The sequence below is a fragment of the Mucilaginibacter straminoryzae genome, assembly GCF_022953055.1.
GTDB classification, from domain to species: domain Bacteria; phylum Bacteroidota; class Bacteroidia; order Sphingobacteriales; family Sphingobacteriaceae; genus Mucilaginibacter; species Mucilaginibacter straminoryzae.
Map to the genome: position 1 here is coordinate 155431 of NZ_JALJEJ010000005.1, position 19371 is coordinate 174801.

At 48.6% G+C, this 19371-nt stretch carries 14 protein-coding genes; 10 read left to right on the forward strand and 4 right to left on the reverse strand.

Going from position 1 to position 19371, the window contains the following annotated elements; genetic code table 11:
- Window positions 1-4: 4 nt before the first annotated feature.
- The 5 genes from MUY27_RS12655 to MUY27_RS12675 are packed head-to-tail and all read left to right on the forward strand — an operon-like array spanning window position 5 to window position 4388.
- Complete coding sequence (locus MUY27_RS12655; RefSeq protein ID WP_245130398.1) at window positions 5-1123, forward strand: beta-ketoacyl-[acyl-carrier-protein] synthase family protein; 1119 nt, start codon at window positions 5-7, stop codon at window positions 1121-1123.
- A gap of 4 nt (window positions 1124-1127) precedes the next feature.
- A complete protein-coding gene (locus tag MUY27_RS12660) occupies window positions 1128-1742 on the forward strand; it encodes a hypothetical protein (protein WP_245130399.1) in 615 nt (204 codons plus the stop codon).
- A 35-nt stretch (window positions 1743-1777) separates the two neighbouring features.
- Entirely contained in the window at window positions 1778-2980 is a 1203-nt protein-coding gene (locus tag MUY27_RS12665; protein ID WP_245130400.1) for a beta-ketoacyl-[acyl-carrier-protein] synthase family protein, read from the forward strand.
- A complete protein-coding gene (locus MUY27_RS12670; protein WP_245130401.1) occupies window positions 2980-4029 on the forward strand; it encodes a beta-ketoacyl synthase N-terminal-like domain-containing protein in 1050 nt (349 codons plus the stop codon). Before MUY27_RS12665 ends, MUY27_RS12670 begins: the two co-directional genes overlap by 1 nt.
- The gene (locus tag MUY27_RS12675; protein ID WP_245130402.1) at window positions 4023-4388 is read left to right on the forward strand and encodes an ApeI family dehydratase; all 366 of its coding nucleotides are present in this window, start codon (window positions 4023-4025) and stop codon (window positions 4386-4388) included. Before MUY27_RS12670 ends, MUY27_RS12675 begins: the two co-directional genes overlap by 7 nt.
- A gap of 374 nt (window positions 4389-4762) precedes the next feature.
- Here the strand turns inward: MUY27_RS12675 and MUY27_RS12680 are convergent, their stop codons facing one another.
- Window positions 4763-6973 (reverse strand): transferrin receptor-like dimerization domain-containing protein, encoded by a 2211-nt coding sequence (locus MUY27_RS12680; protein WP_245130403.1) that lies wholly within the window; start codon window positions 6971-6973, stop codon window positions 4763-4765.
- A gap of 225 nt (window positions 6974-7198) precedes the next feature.
- Between MUY27_RS12680 and ypfJ the strand changes: the two genes are divergently transcribed.
- From ypfJ to MUY27_RS12705, 5 genes are all read left to right on the forward strand, one after another.
- Window positions 7199-8053 carry a KPN_02809 family neutral zinc metallopeptidase gene (gene ypfJ / locus MUY27_RS12685; protein WP_245130404.1) on the forward strand — a complete coding sequence of 285 codons (855 nt, stop codon included), beginning with the start codon at window positions 7199-7201 and terminating at the stop codon, window positions 8051-8053.
- A gap of 79 nt (window positions 8054-8132) precedes the next feature.
- Window positions 8133-8951: an N-acetylmuramoyl-L-alanine amidase gene (locus MUY27_RS12690; RefSeq protein ID WP_245130405.1), complete on the forward strand. Its 819-nt coding sequence runs from the start codon at window positions 8133-8135 to the stop codon at window positions 8949-8951.
- Between the two features lie 83 nt (window positions 8952-9034).
- Window positions 9035-9871, forward strand: coding sequence for an N-acetylmuramoyl-L-alanine amidase (locus MUY27_RS12695; protein WP_245130406.1), 837 nt, complete (start codon window positions 9035-9037; stop codon window positions 9869-9871).
- A 750-nt stretch (window positions 9872-10621) separates the two neighbouring features.
- Window positions 10622-11485 (forward strand): glycerophosphodiester phosphodiesterase family protein, encoded by an 864-nt coding sequence (locus MUY27_RS12700; RefSeq protein ID WP_245130407.1) that lies wholly within the window; start codon window positions 10622-10624, stop codon window positions 11483-11485.
- Entirely contained in the window at window positions 11485-11652 is a 168-nt protein-coding gene (locus MUY27_RS12705; protein ID WP_245130408.1) for a hypothetical protein, read from the forward strand. Before MUY27_RS12700 ends, MUY27_RS12705 begins: the two co-directional genes overlap by 1 nt.
- On the opposite strand, the gene glgB is transcribed toward MUY27_RS12705, so the two are convergent.
- From glgB to MUY27_RS12720, 3 genes are read right to left on the reverse strand one after another with little or no spacing between them, the layout of a single operon-like run.
- Window positions 11649-13646: a 1,4-alpha-glucan branching protein GlgB gene (gene glgB, locus MUY27_RS12710; protein ID WP_245130409.1), complete on the reverse strand. Its 1998-nt coding sequence runs from the start codon at window positions 13644-13646 to the stop codon at window positions 11649-11651. The genes MUY27_RS12705 and glgB overlap by 4 nt on opposite strands.
- A gap of 3 nt (window positions 13647-13649) precedes the next feature.
- Complete coding sequence (treS, locus tag MUY27_RS12715) at window positions 13650-16991, reverse strand: maltose alpha-D-glucosyltransferase (RefSeq protein WP_245130410.1); 3342 nt, start codon at window positions 16989-16991, stop codon at window positions 13650-13652.
- 29 nt (window positions 16992-17020) lie between these two features.
- Complete coding sequence (locus MUY27_RS12720; RefSeq protein WP_245130411.1) at window positions 17021-18970, reverse strand: alpha-1,4-glucan--maltose-1-phosphate maltosyltransferase; 1950 nt, start codon at window positions 18968-18970, stop codon at window positions 17021-17023.
- Window positions 18971-19371 lie beyond the last annotated feature (401 nt).

Consider the following 19371-nt stretch of genomic DNA (forward strand, 5'->3'; position numbering starts at 1 on the left):
GCCGATGGCTAAACAGGTTTATATTATTGCTGATAACATTTATTCGCCATTGGGAGCAACCACTGCGCAGAACTTTGACCGTTTAAAACACGGAACAAGTGCGGTGAAAATTCATACAGATAAGAGGCTGTCGGATATGCCTGTCGCTGCCGCTGTTTTTGCACCGGATGATTTTCCACAGGGCGAATACACCAAATTTGAGCAATTATTGATCGCCTCGATTGAAGACGCGCTAAAGAACACAGCCGTCGATCCCCGAAATCCACGTACGGGCCTGGTGATCTCCTCTACGAAGGGCAACATCAGCCTGATTGAAAATCATCCGTATGATTCAGCGCTAAAAAAGCGGGTTGACCTGGGCGCTTCTGCTGCTTTGATCGCCCAAAGATTCGGTTTTACCTCACAGCCCATTGTAATTTGCAATGCGTGTGTTTCTGGCGTGATGGCTATTTTGACCGCGGCAAGAATGATCGAATCAGGCAGGTTTGAAAACGTAGTGGTAGCCGGGGCAGATGTGGTTTCTAAATTTGTGGTATCGGGCTTTCAATCGTTCCAGGCCTTGAGCAGTGAAGTTTGTAAACCCTTCGATAAAGACAGAAACGGATTAAATTTAGGCGAAGGCGCGGCTACGGTAATCCTTTCGGAAAGCGAGCAGTATAAAGGACGGATCAGGGTAAGCGGAGGCGGAATTACCAATGATGCCAACCATATTTCAGGCCCGTCGAGAACCGGGCAGGAACTGGCCGATGCCATTGCCAGCGCGCTTAAAACAGCAGGCGTGCAGGCTTCAGAGATTGACATGGTATCCGTCCATGGAACAGCGACGCCTTACAACGACGAAATGGAGGCAAATGCCTTAACTTTAGCAGGGTTGCAACATAGCAGGGTGACCGGTATTAAAGGTTATTACGGGCATACGCTAGGCGCTGCAGGCTTAATAGAGGCAGTTATCTCTTTAAAGTGTATGGAGGATAGCCTTGTTTTACCAACGCTTGGTTTCACTAATGCCGGTACAAAACCTTTGCAGGTAACCACAAAGTTGGAAGAAGTAAAAATTAACCATTGCCTTAAAACAGCTTCCGGCTTCGGCGGTTGCAACGCGGCAATGATTTTAAGTAAATAACAAATTGGCAGGCAGAATTTCTATAACGGCAAGCTGTAGTATCAGCCAGAGCAGGGTAAGCAAAAACGGGGAAGCCCTTTTTACATTACCGGCCGCTGGTATTGACGAAACTTTGCTGGCCATGTACCAGCAACTGGGCATAAATTATCCTAAATTTTACAAAATGGATAACCTGAGCAAGCTGGGCTTTTTAGCTGCCGAAGTATTGCTGAAAGACAATTTTCAACACGATGAGTACCAACCAGAAGAAGTGGGCTTGTTGCTGATGAATGCCAGTTCGAGCCTGGATGCCGATCTGAAATATTGGGAGTCGGCGCAGGATATTGCCAGCCCCAAGTTATTTGTTTACACGCTTCCGAACATCGTGATCGGCGAGATCTGCATCCGGAATAATTTTAAGGGGGAGCATGCCTTTTATATCTCCCCGCAATTTGATGTGGAGCTATTATTGCAGCAAGCCGGTTACTTGTTCGACAATAGCATCTTAAACGCTTGTATTTGTGGTTGGGTAGAATTGATAGGGCAGGAATACCAGGCTGTTTTATATCTTCTGGAGCGAAACGAAGCAGGAATGCCGTTTAATGAAATAACGTTGAATAAGATATATCGGTCCGTTTAATTATTTAAGACAAAAAGGGGCGAATAAAAAGATTTATGACTTCAAAGGTCTACATAGCAGGTTTAGGGGTAATTTCGGCAATCGGGAATAACGTGCCGTCATGCCTGGATTCGCTCAAAAAAGAGCAGGCAGGCATCGGCGATATTGAACGCTTGGCTACCAGACACCGTGGCGAAATACCTGTAGCCGAGGTAAAGCTTACCAATGAGCAGCTTGCGGAAAAGACGGGCTTGCCGGCAAATATCACGCGCACTGCTTTACTAAGTGCGGTTGCCGCTAAAGAAGCGATTGATGATGCGGGTATGGGGGTTATGGATGGCTTTCGGGTAGGATTCATCTCTGCCAACACTGTAGGGGGGATGGACAAAACCGAGCAGTTCTTTGAAGATTTTTTGAAGGATGAACAATCAGGCGAGTTATCTGATGTGGTTAATCACGCCTGCGGCAATGTGACCGAAGTGGTGGCTGAGCATCTAGGCATTCGTGATTATGTGACAACCATCAGTACGGCTTGTTCCTCATCGGCCAATGCTATTTTCTATGGTGCCCGGCTGATAAAAAACGGTTTCCTGGATATTGTAGTCGCGGGTGGTGTAGATTCAATGACTAGGTTTACCTTAAATGGCTTCAATACACTAATGATCCTGGACCGTGAATTTTGCAAGCCATTTGACGAAAACCGTAAAGGGTTAAACCTGGGCGAAGGCGCGGGGTATGTGGTGCTGGTTTCTGAAAAGGTGAAACAGCAGCTTAAAAAGGAGCCTTATGCTGTTTTAAGTGGATATAATAATAGTAATGATGCCTATCACCAGACAGCATCTTCGCCAGAGGGTACAGGCCCCTTCCTGGCGATGAAAGGGGCATTAAAAATGGCTGATCTGCAGCCGGAAGATATCGGTTATATCAACCTGCACGGCACCGGTACGCCCAATAACGATGTTTCGGAAGGCACGGCCATATCGCGTGTTTTTGGCGAGCAAGTACCGCCAATGAGTTCTACTAAATCATATACCGGCCATACACTGGGTGCCAGCGGCGGAATTGAAGCGGTGTTCGCTGTTTTAGCTTTACAGCATGGCCTTATTTTTCCTAATCTGAGGTTTGTGACACCCATGAAAGAACTACCCTTCGTACCGGAGTCTCACCTGAAAGAAACGCCCGGCCTGAACCATGTGCTATCCAATTCTTTCGGTTTTGGCGGTAATTGTTCGTCACTTATTTTTTCTAAAGTATCCTGATGAAACTATTTATTAGATCGGCAACCTGTATCTCTCCGCAGCACACTTTCGGCGAAGGGCCATATCTTAAGGATGTGGTGATCTATGATCAGCCAAGGCTGCCGGTGATCGAACCTGATTACAAACCCTTTATTGATCCCAAGCAAAGCAGGCGCATGAGCCGGGTGATCCGCATGGGTATTGCCGCCGCAAAAGAAGCCCTGCAACAGGCCAATATCACCTTGCCGGATGCTATCGTTACCGGTACCGCCTACGGTTGTGTAGAGGATAGCGGTAACTTTTTAACCCGGCTGATCGAGATGGAAGAGGAGATGCTTTCGCCGACGGCGTTCATCCAGTCGACCCACAATACCGTTGCTGCGCAGATTGCCCTCGCCATTAAATGCCACGCTTATAACAATACGTTTGTTCACAAAAGCTTTTCGTTCGAAAGCGCTTTAATGGATGCCGCAATGCTGCTTGCCGAGGGCGAAGCAAAAGAGGTTTTAACGGGTGGCGTGGACGAGATCACGGATATTAATTACGCAATTTTCAATCGCTTCAACATCTTTAAAAAAGGCGATTTCAAAAATACGGATCTTTATAACAGCAACACAAGCGGCACCATTGCCGGGGAAGGCGCTGCTTTTTTTGTGTTAGGAAAAGAACCTGCGGCAAATGATCTGGCGCGGCTCGATGCGTTCCGAACCATCTACAAGCCGATTGATATCAAGCAGGACATTTTGAAATTTCTGGATGAAGCCGGTTGCCCTTTAAAAGAGGTAGACCTTGTTCTGACCGGCAGGAATGGCGACCCGAGAACCGATGCGCCTTACGACTTGCTGAGTAGTGGCCTGTTTGCAAACCTGCCTGTTGCTAACTACAAGCACCTTTGCGGCGAATACCCTGTAGCCAGCTCTTTTGCTTTATGGCTGGCTGCGCAGATAGTTAGTCAGGGGCAGGTATTCCCGGCGTTAGCTATACAGGCCAACGTTTCTCCAAAGCGGATTCTGATCGCTAATAATTACCAGGATAAATACTGGTCGCTAATGTTGCTTAGCCAATGTTAAAAGACAGCTTATATACCGTAAACGCGTTGAAGCATGCCGATCAGCAGATCGAAGCCATGTTGGTACTTCATCCCGGGCATGCTATTTTCAAAGGCCATTACCCGACCCAGCCCGTGCTACCGGGCGCGTGTATGTTGCAGATGATAAAAGAGGTATTGGAGCAGGCTTTAGACCGGCAACTGCAATTGATCAAGGCAGGGCAAATTAAGTTTCTAAACATGATCGACCCTGAAAAGAACGCCGAAGTGGGTATGTTGATTAAATATATTCCGGAAGACAACCTACTGAAAGTTACCGCAACTTTAACCACTGCGGATGGCGCCGCGTGTAAACTACAAGGCATGTTTCAGCTTAACTGATCGCTTTGCAAACAGGCGCTTCATACTTTTTTGCGATTAAATCGCTCCAGCTTTATCGACACGCGTTACAAACGCGCGTCAGAGTACACTTTTAATGTTAGTTGTCTTCAAAGAGTAACGAGGAATCTTCTTCGCTTTTCAAGGGGAAGAAGATTCTTCCCGAAATAAGTTCGGGACAGGTCACTGAGCTCAGCCTAACGCAGCCTTGATCTTGTGCTGTTCTCTCCACCCTGCCATTTAGTGAGCAACTAGTTTACAGTAACGTCATTGCGAGGCACGAAGCAATCACCAATAGGCTTTGTACACTTGGGATTGCTTCTCCGCCAGATGGCGTATCGCAATGACGTTCTATAAATAGCTCTCGGCTCGAATCTCTAATAAGCGCTCAGGTAACCCGCCAACTTAGTAATGCTTTGCGAGGCTAAAGTAATCTGTTGCTGGGCTTCGTTCCAATTACGCTCTTCAATAGCTTCGCGGATGCCGGGCAAAGTCTTTACGCCATAGCCTGTATAGAAACCCGGTGCGTATATGCTGTGCTTAAACCAGGGGCGGCGCGGCAAGCCCTGTTCAGATAACAGCTGCTGCTCGGCGCGGTAAAGCATTTTGTTCAGTTTATCCTGGTCCTTACCGTTTTGCGCGGCCTGCTCCCAGGCAATGCTTAATTTATCGGTGCTTTTCTTTAACGAATCCAGCGCAGCTTTTAATGGGGCGAAATCAATGTTCGGCACTTCAGATTTTGCTTCGGGCTGCGGCAGTTTATCCTGCGGATCATAAGCCTGGGCAAACCTGTTGCTCTTGATCAGCTGGTTTTCTATCGCGGTCGACTCACGCATCTGATTAGACAGGTCGGTCAGTTCTTTACTGTAACGGTCTAAAGTGCTGTAAAGAGAACGGAAATCGAATGGTAAAACATCTGCGTCGGCCATGCGTAGGGTGGCTTTGCCCATTACCGAGGCAAGGGTTCTGCCGTAAACAAACGTGCCATCTTTAAACCGAACATAATCGTCATAAGAGTCAAATATCGAGTGGTAATCGCCGCCGCCATCTTCTCCCCCAAACTCCATGTCTAACGTCGGGATGCCTAAGTGTTGCAGGAAAGCTGTATAGTCAGACCCTGAACCTAACGCACCGAGGCGGATATGCTGCTGATCAATGGCTTCTTTACGTGACTTGGCCGATGCTGCGTTTACCGCCTGCCGCGATTTATTCCGCTCGAACAAACTTACCTGCGTTTCTGGATCAGTGACATCTTTTTCAATTTCGGTCACGAAGTTTTCCAGTGCATGAGAACCACCTGCACCCAGAAAGCCCCGGCCATTTCCGTCTGAATTGATATAAACCACCGCTTTTTGCTGCAGTTCTTTGGCATGCGCTTCGGCAAATTCTGTAGAGCCGATCAGGCTGGGCTCCTCGCCATCCCAGGCGCAATACATAATGGTACGTTTAGGTTTCCAGCCGTTTTTCAGCAGGTCGCCCATAGCTTTGGCTTCTTCCAGCATGGCAGATTGCCCGCTGATCGGGTCGCTCGCACCGTTCACCCAGGCATCGTGGTGGTTACCACGGATCACCCACTGGTCTGGGTATTTCGATCCTTTGATCTTCGCGATCACATCATAGCAGGGCACCATATCCCAGTTAAACTCCAGCTTCAGGTGCACGGTAGACTTACCCGGCCCTATGTGATAGGTAATTGGCAGGCCACCACGCCAGTCTGCCGGGGCAACCTGGCCGTCCAGTGCGGCAAGCAGCGGTTGGGCATCGTGGTAACTGATAGGCAATACGGGGATCTTTAATATGGTTGGCGCCGAAAGGCGGTCTAATCGTTTGGCGTTTTTAGTGGCACCTTCGCCTGGGGTAAGCGGATCGCCGGGGTAGATCACCATATCCATTACCGAACCACGCTGCACACCGTATTCGTTCTTGTAAGCGCCTTTGGGGTATACATCGCCCTGTACGTAGCCATCGTCTTTCGGGTCAGAGTAAATAATGCAACCAATAGCGCCGTGTTCATACGCTACCTTTGGCTTAATCCCCCGCCACGAGCGGCCGTACTTGGCAATCACAATTTTGCCTTTTACGTCAACCCCCATCTTTTTCAACTGGTCGTAATCATCCGGTAAACCATAGTTTACAAAAACCAGTTCGCCGGTAACATCGCCGTCGGCGCTCCAGGCGTTGTAGGTGGGCAGTTGCCCCGGCTGGTCTGAAGTTGCATCTTCCGGCACGGGCATTTCTTTTAATACGGCGGTATATTTGGTAGGCCCAGTCATTTCCAGCATGCGGGTTTTAGGGGTAGGGAACAGCACCTGGTAGGTTTCAATGCTGGCATCCAGTCCGTAGCTTTTGAACTTTGCCAGGATGGCTTCGGCAACGGCTTTGCCACCGGGCGAGCCCAGATGATGTGGTACGGCAGAAAGTTGTTTGATGTTCTCGCCCACGCGTTTGGCGCTTAAAGACTGGTCGAACTGCTGCTCGTGCTCGTATTCGCGCGCAGCTGAAGCCGACGAGAAACCGCTGATGGTTTTCTGCTGTGCCAGCGATGCAGCAGCCAGGCCCAGGAAAGCAAGGGTAACTATTTTCTTCATATCAGTTGAGTTAGTGTAGTATGCGTGAATTTAGGAATTTTAGCGGGAAGTTAATAGTCGATGGACGATAGTCCATAGAAAGATTTCTCTGCAAGGTTGTTAAAGCTTGTTTCAACTTGGGTTTAGCTATTGTCCATGGTCTATGGACCATCGTCTTAACACTACAAAAACAACCGCCTGCTTTTTCATGTTACAGAATTTGGAACTTAAAACTTTGATGATACGATGAAATGGTTCGGCGGACGCGAAAGCGATAACGTAGAAGAAGGCAGCAGCAGTGGTGGCCGCGGGCTGGCCGTAGGTGGCGGCATTGTAGGCCTGATCGGCGCTATTATTTATATGTTTACCGGCATCAACCCGGCGCAACTGATTAATGGTGGCGGCGGCGCCAGCGATCAGCAGAATACCAAAGTAACCCATGCCCGTACCGCCGAGGAAAAGACGGCCAGTATGGTTTTCCGCGGGACAGAGCTGGTGTGGGACAGCCTTTTCAGGGCGAATAACAGTAGTTACGAGAGCCCGACGCTGCACTTTTTTACCGATGGCGTAGATGCAGGCTGCGGTTTTGCCACTTCGGCAACCGGCCCGTTCTACTGCCCGCTAGACCGTAAAGTGTACATAGATCTTGCCTTCTTTAAGGAACTAAGTGACCGTTTTGGCGCACCGGGCGAGTTTGCCCAGGCCTATGTAATTGCGCACGAAGTAGGCCACCATGTGCAAAACTTGTTGGGTACCTCTGATAAAGTACAGAAGGCTGAGCAGCAGGCAGGCAGCGACGCTGAGCGTAACCGTTATTCCGTAGCCCTGGAACTACAGGCCGACTTTTACGCGGGTGTGTGGGCTTATTACGAGAACAAATACCATCAGAACGGGCTGGTGCTGGAAAGCGGCGATATTGAATCGGCATTGAATGCTGCGAAGCAGATCGGCGATGATCATTTGCAGAAACAGGCAGGCCAGAGCGTGGAACCCGACAGCTTTACGCACGGCACCTCTGAACAGCGCATGTACTGGTTTAAAAAAGGCTTCCAAACCGGCGACTTGCGGCAGGGCAATACGTTTAGGGAGTTGGGGTTGTAGCGCGTTTGTAACAACATTACTGTAAAGTACCGCATTAACCTGCATTTTTTAACTTAGCAGTGTTAATCTTAACCCTGCAATGAAAACTTTATACCTGCTGCTGGCCGTTGCGCTTGTTTTGTCTGCCTGTTCGCCCAAAGGGCCTTATGCCGTTACCGACAAGGTATACAACCAACAAACCAAGGATTTTTTAAAAACCATCGGGCAGACGGCACCACCGGCGCTGATCGATAGCACAGGTACGCCTGTTCCGGGCGAGTGGGTAGGTACCGTCAACTTTGGGATGCGTAAGCCTAATTATGTCATCATCCATTATACCGCGCAGGATTCCGTTCAGCAGACGTTAAAGACTTTCACCATCAAAAAGACGGCAGTGAGTGCCCATTACGTAGTGGCGAAAGATGGCAAGATCTACCACATGGTGAACGATTACCTGAAGGCCAACCAGGCAGGTATTGGCAAGTGGGGCAGCATTACCGATATGAACAGCTGTTCAATCGGTATCGAAATTGACAATAACGGCTTCGAACCCTATACAGACGCGCAGATCAAAAACCTGATTGCCCTGCTGGGTTACCTTAAGACAACATACAGTATCCCTACGGCAAACTTCATCGGCCACGGCGACTGGGCTCCCAAGCGTAAGCCGGATCCCGGAAAGCTGTTTCCGTGGAAGCTAATGGCGCAGCACGGCTTCAGCTATTGGAGTGACGATATTTTAGTTCCGGCTCCCGATAATTTCGACTATCTGACGGCCCTTCGCCTCATCGGGTACGATGTAAGTAACCCCAAAGCAGCTATCGTGGCGTTTAAACGTCATTTTGTACAGTCGGACGTGACGCCACAAATGACACAGCTTGACCTGAATATTTTGTATAACGTTTACCAGAAGTACTAAGGCCAGCAACGCCATTGTTTGAAACGGCAAAAACATGCGTGCCGCTTAGCTGTATTAATCAAACCAAATTGTTAACATGTTAAATGAAAAAATATTCTTTACTACTGCTACTGGCGGCTATGGTGATGCCCTCGTGTAAAACCAAAAAAGCAATAGTTACTCCCCCGGTTGCAGACAGTAAGAAAGTATACAAATCGCAAACGGACAGCCTGCTGGATATTGCCCGCACGATGGACCCCACTATGCTGACAGATAGTGCAGGTGCGCCCATCCCTTCGCAGTTTATCGGTACGGTTAACTTTAATTTACGCAAGCCAAACTATGTTATTCTGCATTATACCGCGCAGGATTCGCTACAACAAACGGTACGCACGTTTAGTCTGGTACGCACGCAGGTAAGTGCGCATTATGTGGTGGGTAAAGACGGCTCGATCATCCATATGCTGAACGACTACCTGCGATCCTGGCATGCCGGGGTAAGCCGCTGGGGAAGCGTTACGGATATGAACAGCTGTTCTATCGGTATAGAGATTGACAATAACGGTAACGAACCATTTACAGAACCACAGATTAAGAGTCTGTTGACCTTGCTGGCGCAGTTGAAAAGGCAGTACAACATACCGCAAGGCAATTTTTTAGGTCATGCTGATATTGCCCCTGGTCGTAAACCCGATCCGGGCCAGTATTTCCCGTGGAAGCGGTTAGCAGAGAAGGGATTCGGCTACTGGAGCGACGATATCCTGGTGCCCGCCCCTGCAAACTTCGACTACCTTACCGCGCTTCGACTGATTGGTTATGATACCCGGAACGTACCTAACGTCATCGACGCTTTTAAACGCCACTTCGTGCAGACTGATATCAGTCCGCAGATGACACAATTGGATTTGAACATTCTGTACAACGTGTACCAGAAGTATTAAAAGGTATTAAGGGCGTAATACTGTCATGGATGAGGAACGGGGAGAAATCGTCCGAGTTGAGAAGATTTCCCCCTATCCCAATCGAGCGCGTTTGTAACGCGTTCGCGGATTAATTGACGATTTAATCGTCGCAAATGGTTACGCACGCATTGCAAATGCGCGCGATAGTTAGAGGTTCCCTTCCCTTGGGGAGGCAAGGGAGGGGCTCCCTAAACAACCCTTCGACAGGCTCAGGGTGACAAGAACTGATTTGAAAACATTTTGTCATGCTGTCGATCTGTCCCGAACTAGTTTCAGGAAGCATTTTATACTTGCAAACCTAATCGGGCGAGTTTGTAACGCGTTCGCGGATTAATTGACGATTAAATCGTCGCAAATAGTTACGCACGCATTGCAAATGCGCGCGATAGTTAGAGGTTCCCTTCCCTTGGGGAGGGTAAGGGAGGTGGTTCTCGAAATAACCCTTCGACAAGCTCAGGGTGACAAGAACTGATTTGCAAATACTTTACCATGCTGTCGACCTGTCCCGAACTAGTTTCGGGAAGCACTTTTATACTTAGCCAAGCGACTGCTGTAAAGAAATCTTCCGAGTTGAGAAGATCTCTCACGATGTTCGAGATGACAAAATTGGGTAATGAATACCAAAGAGCGTTGAAGCGGTAATCGGAGATGAGATAATTCTATGAAAAATACGGGCATTTAACATTCAGTTTAAATGCTTCGCCTTACTTTGCCTTTTTATTTCCATCTATGAAAAATCTATTTCTATTGCTGGTCGCTATGGTACAAGTTGTGATGCTCCGGGCGCAGGACGCTCAGTTTGATAAGCAGGGCCATCGTGGTTGCCGTGGCCTGATGCCCGAGAACAGCATCCCCGCCATGAAGAAAGCGCTGGACTTAGGCGCGACGCTCGAGATGGATATTTCTTTCTCGAAAGAAAAGATCGCTATTGTCTCGCATGATCAATACATCCTTTCTTCCATTGCCTTGAAGCCCAACGCCGATACCCTTTCAAAGGCAGAAGAAAAGCAGTTAATGCTTTACCAGATGCCTTACCACGCTATCCGGGAATATATTTATGGCAGGAAGCCTTATCCGGCATTTCCGCAGCAGCAAAAAGTAGATACCTACGTGCCGAAGCTGGAAGAACTGATCGATTCAGCAGAAACCTACGCCAAACAACATCATTTACGCCAGCCGCGATACAATATCGAAACCAAAACCTCGCCGGAAGGTGACAATATTTTACACCCTGCCCCAGAAGAATTTGTCCGGTTGCTGATGAAGGTGATCAGGGAAAAACATATCGCATCGCGCACCATCATCCAGTCGTTCGATCCGCGTACTTTGGAAATCATCCATCAGCAATACCCGGACATGAAAACGGCGCTTTTAACCAGTAACCTCGGCGTAAAACAAAACCTGGCGACGCTTACCTTTAAGCCTACCATCTGGAGTCCCAACTACAAAAGCGTAAAAGAGGCAGATGTGCAATTGTGCCACCAAAAAGGTATACAGATTATCCCCTGGACGGTGAATAACCCTGAAGAAATTCAAAAACTGAAAGCTTGGGGCGTCGACGGAATTATCTCTGATTACCCGGACAGGTTGTAATGCTATCCATCAAAATCACTGGCGCTATCGCGGCACCAAATCCTGACTTAAAAGTTAGAAAACCTATGGTCGGCCCGGCGAATGCGGCGGATGTGGTAAATCCGGTAAATGCGGCAGACGTGGCGAACTGGCTTTTGCCAGCCACCATGCACCATTTATACCGTTAAATCTTTTTTATATTAGTTTTAACATCATCCCACCACCAATCGCCGGGTTTGTTATATCGCAGTACGATTATGCCCAACGGCGGTAAGGTAAGCGATAGCGAATGTGTTTTGCCATGGATAGGTACGGGGTAAGCGTCCAACTCGCCTGCGTTTAATACATCGCTGCCGCCATACTTCAGGTTATCTGTATTCAGTACTTCTGTGTAATAGCCACGTTTAGGCACGCCGATACGATAATTAGCGCGCGGAACGGGTGTCATGTTCGCGACAAAGATCAGCTTATCTTCTTCCCGCTTGCCCTTACGTATCCAGCTGATCACACTGTTTGTTACATCACTTATATCTATCCATTCAAAACCTTCCCACGAATAGTTATAATCATATAGTGCCGGTTCGCTGGTGTACAAACGGTTAAGGTCGGCCAGTAATTTTTGTACACCGTTATTTAGTGGGTTGTGGTTCTCGTGCCAGTCCAGGCTAAAATCGTGTTGCCACTCATGCCGCTGACCGAATTCACCGCCCATAAATATCAGCTTCGCACCGGGATGGCCGAACATGTATCCGTAAAGTAAGCGTAGATTGGCAAACTGCTGCCAGTGGTCACCTGGCATTTTATCGAGCAAAGCGCCTTTGCCATAAACCACCTCGTCATGCGAGAGCGGCAGCACAAACTTTTCGGTAAAGGCATACACCAGGCTAAAGGTAATTTGCCCCTGGTGATAGCTGCGGTACACCGGCGGTGTGTGGAAATAGTCGAGGGTATCATGCATCCATCCCATCATCCACTTCAGGTCGAAGCCTAAACCGCCTGTAGTAATAGGATGTGTTACGCCCGGCCATGCAGTTGATTCTTCGGCAATGGTAATTACATCGCTATGATGATCGTGTACCGCATCGTTAAATTCCTTCAAAAAGCTGATGGCCTCCAAATTCTCACGCCCGCCGTGCTCATTGGGGATCCACTCGTCATCCTTACGTGAATAATCCAGGTAAAGCATACTGGCTACCGCATCTACGCGAAGGCCATCGATATGGTATTTATCCAGCCAGAATAAGGCGTTCGAGATCAGGAAAGCCCGAACTTCATTGCGGCAATAATTAAAGATCAAACTTTTCCAATCCGGGTGGTAGCCTTTGCGCGGGTCGGCATATTCGTACAGATGCGTGCCGTCGAAGTAGCCCAGGCCGTGTTGGTCTTCCGGGAAATGGGAAGGCACCCAATCTAAGATGACGCCGATGCCTGCCTGGTGCAGCTGATCGATGAGGTACATAAAATCCTGTGGCGTACCAAATCTGCTGGTGGGCGCGTAATATCCTGTGAGCTGGTAACCCCAGGAGCCGTAGAAAGGGTGTTCCATCACCGGCATAAACTCCACATGGGTAAAGCCCATGTACTTACAGTACTCCGGCAGCTGATCTGCCATTTCACGATAGGTCAGAAACTTTCCGCCGTCGTCATGGTTGCGCCGCCACGAACCCAAATGTACTTCATAGATAGATAAAGGCTTATCTAAAGCTGTGGCAGCAGAGCGCTGGCCGAGCCATTCTTTGTCGCCCCATTCATAGCCGCTAATGTCCCACGTAACGGTAGAAGTAGCAGGCGGTGTTTCCCAGTGGAAAGCATACGGGTCGCCCTTTTCTACCTGGTAGCCGTTATGCGCTTCTATAAAATATTTATAATACTCGCCGCTGCCAACTTCTGGTACAAAAACTTCCCAAATGCCGGACGAATCCCAGCGGACGTTCATCGGCGTTTTGCCTTTATCCCAGCCGTTAAAGTTGCCGATAACAGAAACATAACGTGCATTAGGTGCCCACACGGCAAAGTAGGTACCCTTTTGCCCCAGGTGTTCTACCTGGTGCGACCCCAGCTTGTTATATAAGTGATAGTGTTTTCCAGCCTTAAAAAGCCCGATATCAAAATCACTGAACAGCGAGAACAGTGGTTGTGCGGTGGTATCTGTCGATGGATGATCTGTCTGGTGCTCTGCCATAACTTATGCTTCAACTGTTGTCGGCTGGTTACTTTTTATAATTGCTTTAATACCCCGAAGCGGTACAATTACCCAGGTTGGGCGATTGTTTAGTTCGTAGTTCAGTTCATACACTGCCTTTTGCAACAGGTAGGTTTGCATTAAAATCTGCAGATCTTCCTGCTCTTGCGGAACAATGTTTGAACCGCTTACCGTGTTTAAATAAGCCCGCATGAAATACCCGCTCATGTAATGGTACCATTGTTCTACGTATGGCAGCAGTTGGGTAATGTCTTCCTCGCGGATCTGGTTATCCAGGAACAGGCTTCCATAGGCGGCGTAGTGAAACGAACGCACCATACCGGCCACATCCCGTAGTGCAGAGAACTTCAATCTTCTTTCGCTGTAGCTGCGTGCGGGTTCGCCCTCGAAATCAAGGATCAGGAAGTCTTTACCGGTAAACAGCACCTGCCCCAGGTGGTAATCGCCATGAATGCGGATCTTCACTGTGTTGATCTTCTTGCTGTACACCTTCTTCATCACGTTCAGCACTTCATCGCGCATCGCCAGCACTTCTTCTGCTTCTTTGCGAACGTTCTCCGGTAGGTTTTTAATGTTCTTGCTGAGGTTAGAAAATGCCACCCTAACCAGCGAGGTAAGTGACGAGAATAACGAACGCTGGTAATGCAGCGAAAACTCCTCGGGGCGGAAAGCAGGCAGTTCAACCCCGGATGCCAGCGCCAGGTGCATTTCTCCCGTACGGATGCCCAACAAGCGGATCAGCTCTGCAACGGATGCTTCCAGTAGTTCTTTCAAATCATCGGGCGTTTGGTCGAAAGATACCGGAGCGATCAGCGTACCCAACTTATCCAGGCAGATGGACGAGGTATCGGTATGGGTCAGCAGTTTTTCGTTAAAGTCGTCCAGCCTGTCCAGCATATAGGCCCAGCCATCGCTGTTACTTTTCACCATCTCCTGCATCATCCCCAGCACCATGGTATCGCTACCGAAATGCCATTGGATAGAACCCACATATTCCGGCACGTGTTTAAAGCCGACCTTTGTAAGGAATTCGGTGATCTCCAGATCCGGGTTAATGGCGCGGTCTACCTTACGGTATATCTTCAGGTAATACTTGTTATCGTAAGTGATCGACGTATTGCTTTGCTCTGCAGATAACACCCTTGGCCGTGTACGCGGATATTCTTCGATATGGTGTTTCAGCTTACGGTTACCGTGAAACTCTATTTCGCTGTTGTTGCCATTACCTACAATGTGGTGCGTGCCCATATTGGTAATAATCGCCTGCTGCAGGTCAAGCCCGTAGATGGCATCGTACAATACGCCTTCTTCGCCTCCTAAATTCATCAATGCAATTACCGATTGAGGACAATTATCCTGGAGCTTGTAGTGGAACTGGCCTTTGCCAAAAGCTACCGGTAATTGATACAGATCCGGCAGTCCTTCGCGGTAGGAGGCCTCGATCAACAGAAAATGCCCTGTCCCTTCCTGCATGGGAACGGTAGCGTGGTCTACCAACCGCACGCTTTCCAGACCGCGCGCTTTGCCGCCAAACCAGCGCAAACGCATCATGTAGTTTGGCAGGATATAGTTTTCCAGCAGTTCCTGGTTTTTACGCTCGAACAGGTCGTGCCACTTATCAATCACGATGGTACGTAAACGGTTGTCGTTCTCCATTTCGGGATGAACTTTTTCCAGCAGGAAGGCCTGTGTAGCATAGGCACCGAGGGTGAAGAAATAAGGTACGTCTTCGCGGATAGACGGAAATTTATTCCGGCTCATTACCTCAACCGGGATGTAGCCCTTATAATCCTGCATATCTATTTCTGCCGCCTGCGTAAAGCGCGAAAGATTGGCGATGACCAGCATTACCTCGTCGCCATAGGTGCGGGTGAATGCCAATACTTTAGCGTTTTCAGTATGGATGAATTTCAGATCGCCGCGACTGAAAGCTTTGTATTTCTTGCGTGTGCTGATCACCCTTTTCATCCACCATAGCAACGATGATGTATTCCGCGATTGCAGCTCCACATTCACTGATTCGTAATGATATTGCGGATCGAGGATTAGCGGCAGGTACAAACGTTGCGGGTTTGCTTCAGAAAACCCGGCGTTACGGTCAGAATGCCACTGCATCGGCGTACGTACGCCATCACGGTCGCCCAGGTAAAAGTTATCGCCCATACCAATTTCATCGCCGTAATACAATACCGGTGTACCTGGAAGCGAGAACAGCAGTACGTTCAGCAATTCTATCTTTTTGCGGTTATTCTCCAACAGCGGTGCCAACCGGTGGCGGATACCCAGGTTGATCCTGGCCTTTGGGTCTTTCACGTATACACGGTACATGTAATCGCGCTCTTCATCGGTCACCATCTCAAGCGTCAGCTCGTCATGATTACGCAGGAAGATCGCCCACTGGCAGGTTTCAGGGATATCCGGCGTTTGCGCAAAAATATCAGTGATAGGATACCGGTCTTCCATCTGTAAGGCCATAAACATACGCGGCATCACCGGGAAGTGGTAATTCATCTGGCACTCGTCACCATCGCCAAAGTAAGCGGCAGAATCTTCGGGCCACATATTTGCTTCGGCAAGCAATAGTGTGCCGGGATATTTCCCGTCTACATAAGCGCGCAGTTTCTTCAGGAAGGCGTGGGTTTCGGGCAGGTTTTCGCAGTTGGTTCCCTCCCGCTCAAACAGGTAAGGTACAGCATCCAGACGGAAACCATCTACCCCCATTTTGCACCAGTAATCCATGATCCGGAAAACCTCCTGCTGTACCAGCGGACTATCATAATTCAGATCGGGCTGATGATGGAAAAAGCGGTGCCAGTAATATTGCTGCGCTACGGCGTCCCACGTCCAGTTTGAAGTTTCAAAATCCTGGAAGATAATGCGCGCGTCTTTGAATTGCTTCGGATCATCTGTCCAGACATAGTAATTGCGTTTATCTGAACCTTTAGGCGACTTACGCGCACGCTGAAACCACGGGTGCTGGTCTGAAGTGTGGTTGATCACCAACTCGGTAATTACCTTCAAACCGCGTTTGTGCGCCTCTTTCAGAAATTGCTTAAACTGCTTGATGTCCCCGTATGAAGGGTTAATGTTATAATAATCGGCAATATCATAGCCGTCGTCACGTAACGGCGAAGGGTAAAAAGGCAACAGCCAGATGGCGGTTACGCCCAGGTCTTGCAGATAGTCCAGCTTCTCCATCAGCCCCTGGAAATCGCCTATGCCATCACCGTTGCCGTCGCGGAAGGCTTTGATATGTAACTCATATATAATGGCATCTTTATACCAGTGCAGGTTATCGTCTATGTTGGTGGTTTGCTCAGCCATAAATTCAGGTAGTGTTTTGGTTAAATTGGTTATTGTTCAACGCGAAAAACGTGTGCGGGCATTTGATAAGGATTAAGCTGAACGAAGTTCCAGGCACCTTGCCAAGTATAACGGTCGCCGCTCAGCAGGTCGTGTACCTGGTACGGGCGGTCAGGGTCTATCCCAAGCTTATCTAAGGGCAGGTTGACGTGCCCGCCCTGGGTGTTAAAAACATCCAGGTTTACGGCCATAATCATGGTATTGCCCCGCTCCTCGTCGCGTTTACCGTAGCAGATCAGCTGGTAATTCGTGGTATCGGCAAATTCTATATTCCAGGTACTTTGCAGCGCTGGATTTTGCTTGCGGATGCGGTTCAGTCTGGTCATCACTTCGGCGGTACGGGTGTATTTATGCCAGTCCCAATGCTTTATCTCGTATTTCTCGTTGTCTACGTATTCTTCTTTTTTGCCGTGAGGCGTGTTCAGCCCAAGTTCGTAAACCGGTCCGTATAAGCCGTAGTTAGAAGATAGGGTCGCCGCCAAGATGAGGCGCATAATGTGGGCATTCTCCCCGCCGTAGGTTAGGATCGGCGGCAGGATGTCCGGCGTGTTAGGCCAGAAGTTCGGACGGTAATACCAGCGCATTTCTGTACGGGTAAGCTCGTGCATGTATTCCTGCAGCTCATACTTGGTATTTCGCCAGGTAAAGTAGGTGTACGACTGGTTGAAGCCAGCCTTTCCCAAACGCTCCATTACCCGCGGACGGGTAAACGCTTCAGCCAGGAACAACACTTCGGGATGATTTTGCCGTACCTCGCCGATCATCCATTGCCAGAAAGCAAATGCCTTGGTGTGTGGGTTGTCGATACGGAAAATAGTGATACCCGCTGCTATCCAGTACTCGATCACGCTCTTCAGTTCCTGCCACAGGTTCTCCCAGTCGTCTGTTTCGAAGTTGAAGGGCAGAATATCCTCATATTTCTTGGGTGGGTTTTCTGCGTATTGTACCGTACCATCGGGCCGCCATTTAAACCATTGCGGGTGCTCCTTTACGTAAGGATGGTCCGGCGCACATTGGTAAGCAATGTCCATCGCTATCTCGATGTTGTACTTCTTCACTTCTGCTACCAGCGCCTTAAAATCATCCAGTGTGCCTAATTCGGGGTGAATGGCTTTGTGACCGCCCAGTCTGTTGCCAATAGCCCAGGGCGAACCGGGATCGTCCGGACCGGCAGTGAGCGAGTTATTTTTACCCTTGCGGTTCTTTTCGCCGATGGGATGGATGGGTGGAAAATACAATACATCGAAACCCATGTGTGCTACACGGGGCAACAAGCGGGTGACATCTTTGAAGGTACCATGTCGGCCCTCCTGCTCGGATGTTGAACGTGGAAATAATTCGTACCAGGTACTATAAGCAGCCTTCTTACGCTCGATTTCTATGCGGTAGGTAGCCGGATAAACTGTAATCATATCCGGATGACGGTACGCATACATCAATGCAGCTACCTGGTCACTTAAGGCCAGCGTTACCGTTTGCAATGGCGTCACATCTTTCTTAAACGCTGAGGTAACATCCAGCAAAGCTTCTTTATCTTTCGGACTGATGGCAGCCGCATCTTCCAATAATTCGATACCAATTTGAATCTCGACGGCCACATCCTGCCCCGCCTCGAATTTCTTTTTCAAGCCTTTTTTCCAGGTGGTGTAATGATCTTCCCAGGCTTCAATCCTAAACTCGAAAAAGCCGAGTTTCTCTGCCTGGAAAGTAGCCTCCCAATAATCATTGATCACAAATTGCATGGGCAGCTCGGCCCACTCCGTTTCGGATTCGTGCTTGATATAGGCATTTGCGGCTACCTCGTCATGCCCGTCGCCGAAGATGCTGGCAGATATTTTCAGCCGTTCGCCCAGGACGGCTTTCGCCGGAAAAAGACCGTCTTCAACACGGGGATTAACATCAGTAATTATCACCCTTTGCTTTCCGCCCGAACTGATCATATTTTTAAGCTGCTTTAAAATTTAGATTAATAGTTAAATAGCATTCTTCAAAATGCTAACCAACAGCTTTTCCAAAAGTTTACTTTTGGTTAAAATAGCGGCAATGAAAATTTGTAAAACAAAGGCAATAAGAGGGGTTGAAATTAATCGATCTTAATTAAAAAGATAATAACTTCGTTGGTTAATATGAGTTTGTGATAGAAATTCGACCTCATTTTCACAAACGACGTTTGAAAAAGCATTCAGAGGAGAGATTCCTTTAGAAGCTTTATCCAGCTTATATCAGAAGATTACTCTTTCGCACAATCGCACATTCCTACCCTTTGCTGTTTTGAAATGACAGCATGGATAATAATTCTTATCTCAACTCAAGTTAATCAACGAACGAACGGGGAGAAAAA

Coding starts and splice junctions, on each gene's coding strand:
- MUY27_RS12655 (WP_245130398.1), top strand. CDS start 5: ATGGCTAAACAGGTTTATATTATTGCTGATAACATTTATTCGCCATTG.
- MUY27_RS12665 (WP_245130400.1), top strand. CDS start 1,778: ATGACTTCAAAGGTCTACATAGCAGGTTTAGGGGTAATTTCGGCAATC.
- MUY27_RS12670 (WP_245130401.1), top strand. CDS start 2,980: ATGAAACTATTTATTAGATCGGCAACCTGTATCTCTCCGCAGCACACT.
- MUY27_RS12675 (WP_245130402.1), top strand. CDS start 4,023: ATGTTAAAAGACAGCTTATATACCGTAAACGCGTTGAAGCATGCCGAT.
- MUY27_RS12680 (WP_245130403.1), bottom strand. CDS start 6,973: ATGAAGAAAATAGTTACCCTTGCTTTCCTGGGCCTGGCTGCTGCATCG.
- ypfJ (WP_245130404.1), top strand. CDS start 7,199: ATGAAATGGTTCGGCGGACGCGAAAGCGATAACGTAGAAGAAGGCAGC.
- MUY27_RS12690 (WP_245130405.1), top strand. CDS start 8,133: ATGAAAACTTTATACCTGCTGCTGGCCGTTGCGCTTGTTTTGTCTGCC.
- MUY27_RS12695 (WP_245130406.1), top strand. CDS start 9,035: ATGAAAAAATATTCTTTACTACTGCTACTGGCGGCTATGGTGATGCCC.
- MUY27_RS12700 (WP_245130407.1), top strand. CDS start 10,622: ATGAAAAATCTATTTCTATTGCTGGTCGCTATGGTACAAGTTGTGATG.
- MUY27_RS12705 (WP_245130408.1), top strand. CDS start 11,485: ATGCTATCCATCAAAATCACTGGCGCTATCGCGGCACCAAATCCTGAC.
- glgB (WP_245130409.1), bottom strand. CDS start 13,646: ATGGCAGAGCACCAGACAGATCATCCATCGACAGATACCACCGCACAA.
- treS (WP_245130410.1), bottom strand. CDS start 16,991: ATGGCTGAGCAAACCACCAACATAGACGATAACCTGCACTGGTATAAA.
- MUY27_RS12720 (WP_245130411.1), bottom strand. CDS start 18,970: ATGATCAGTTCGGGCGGAAAGCAAAGGGTGATAATTACTGATGTTAAT.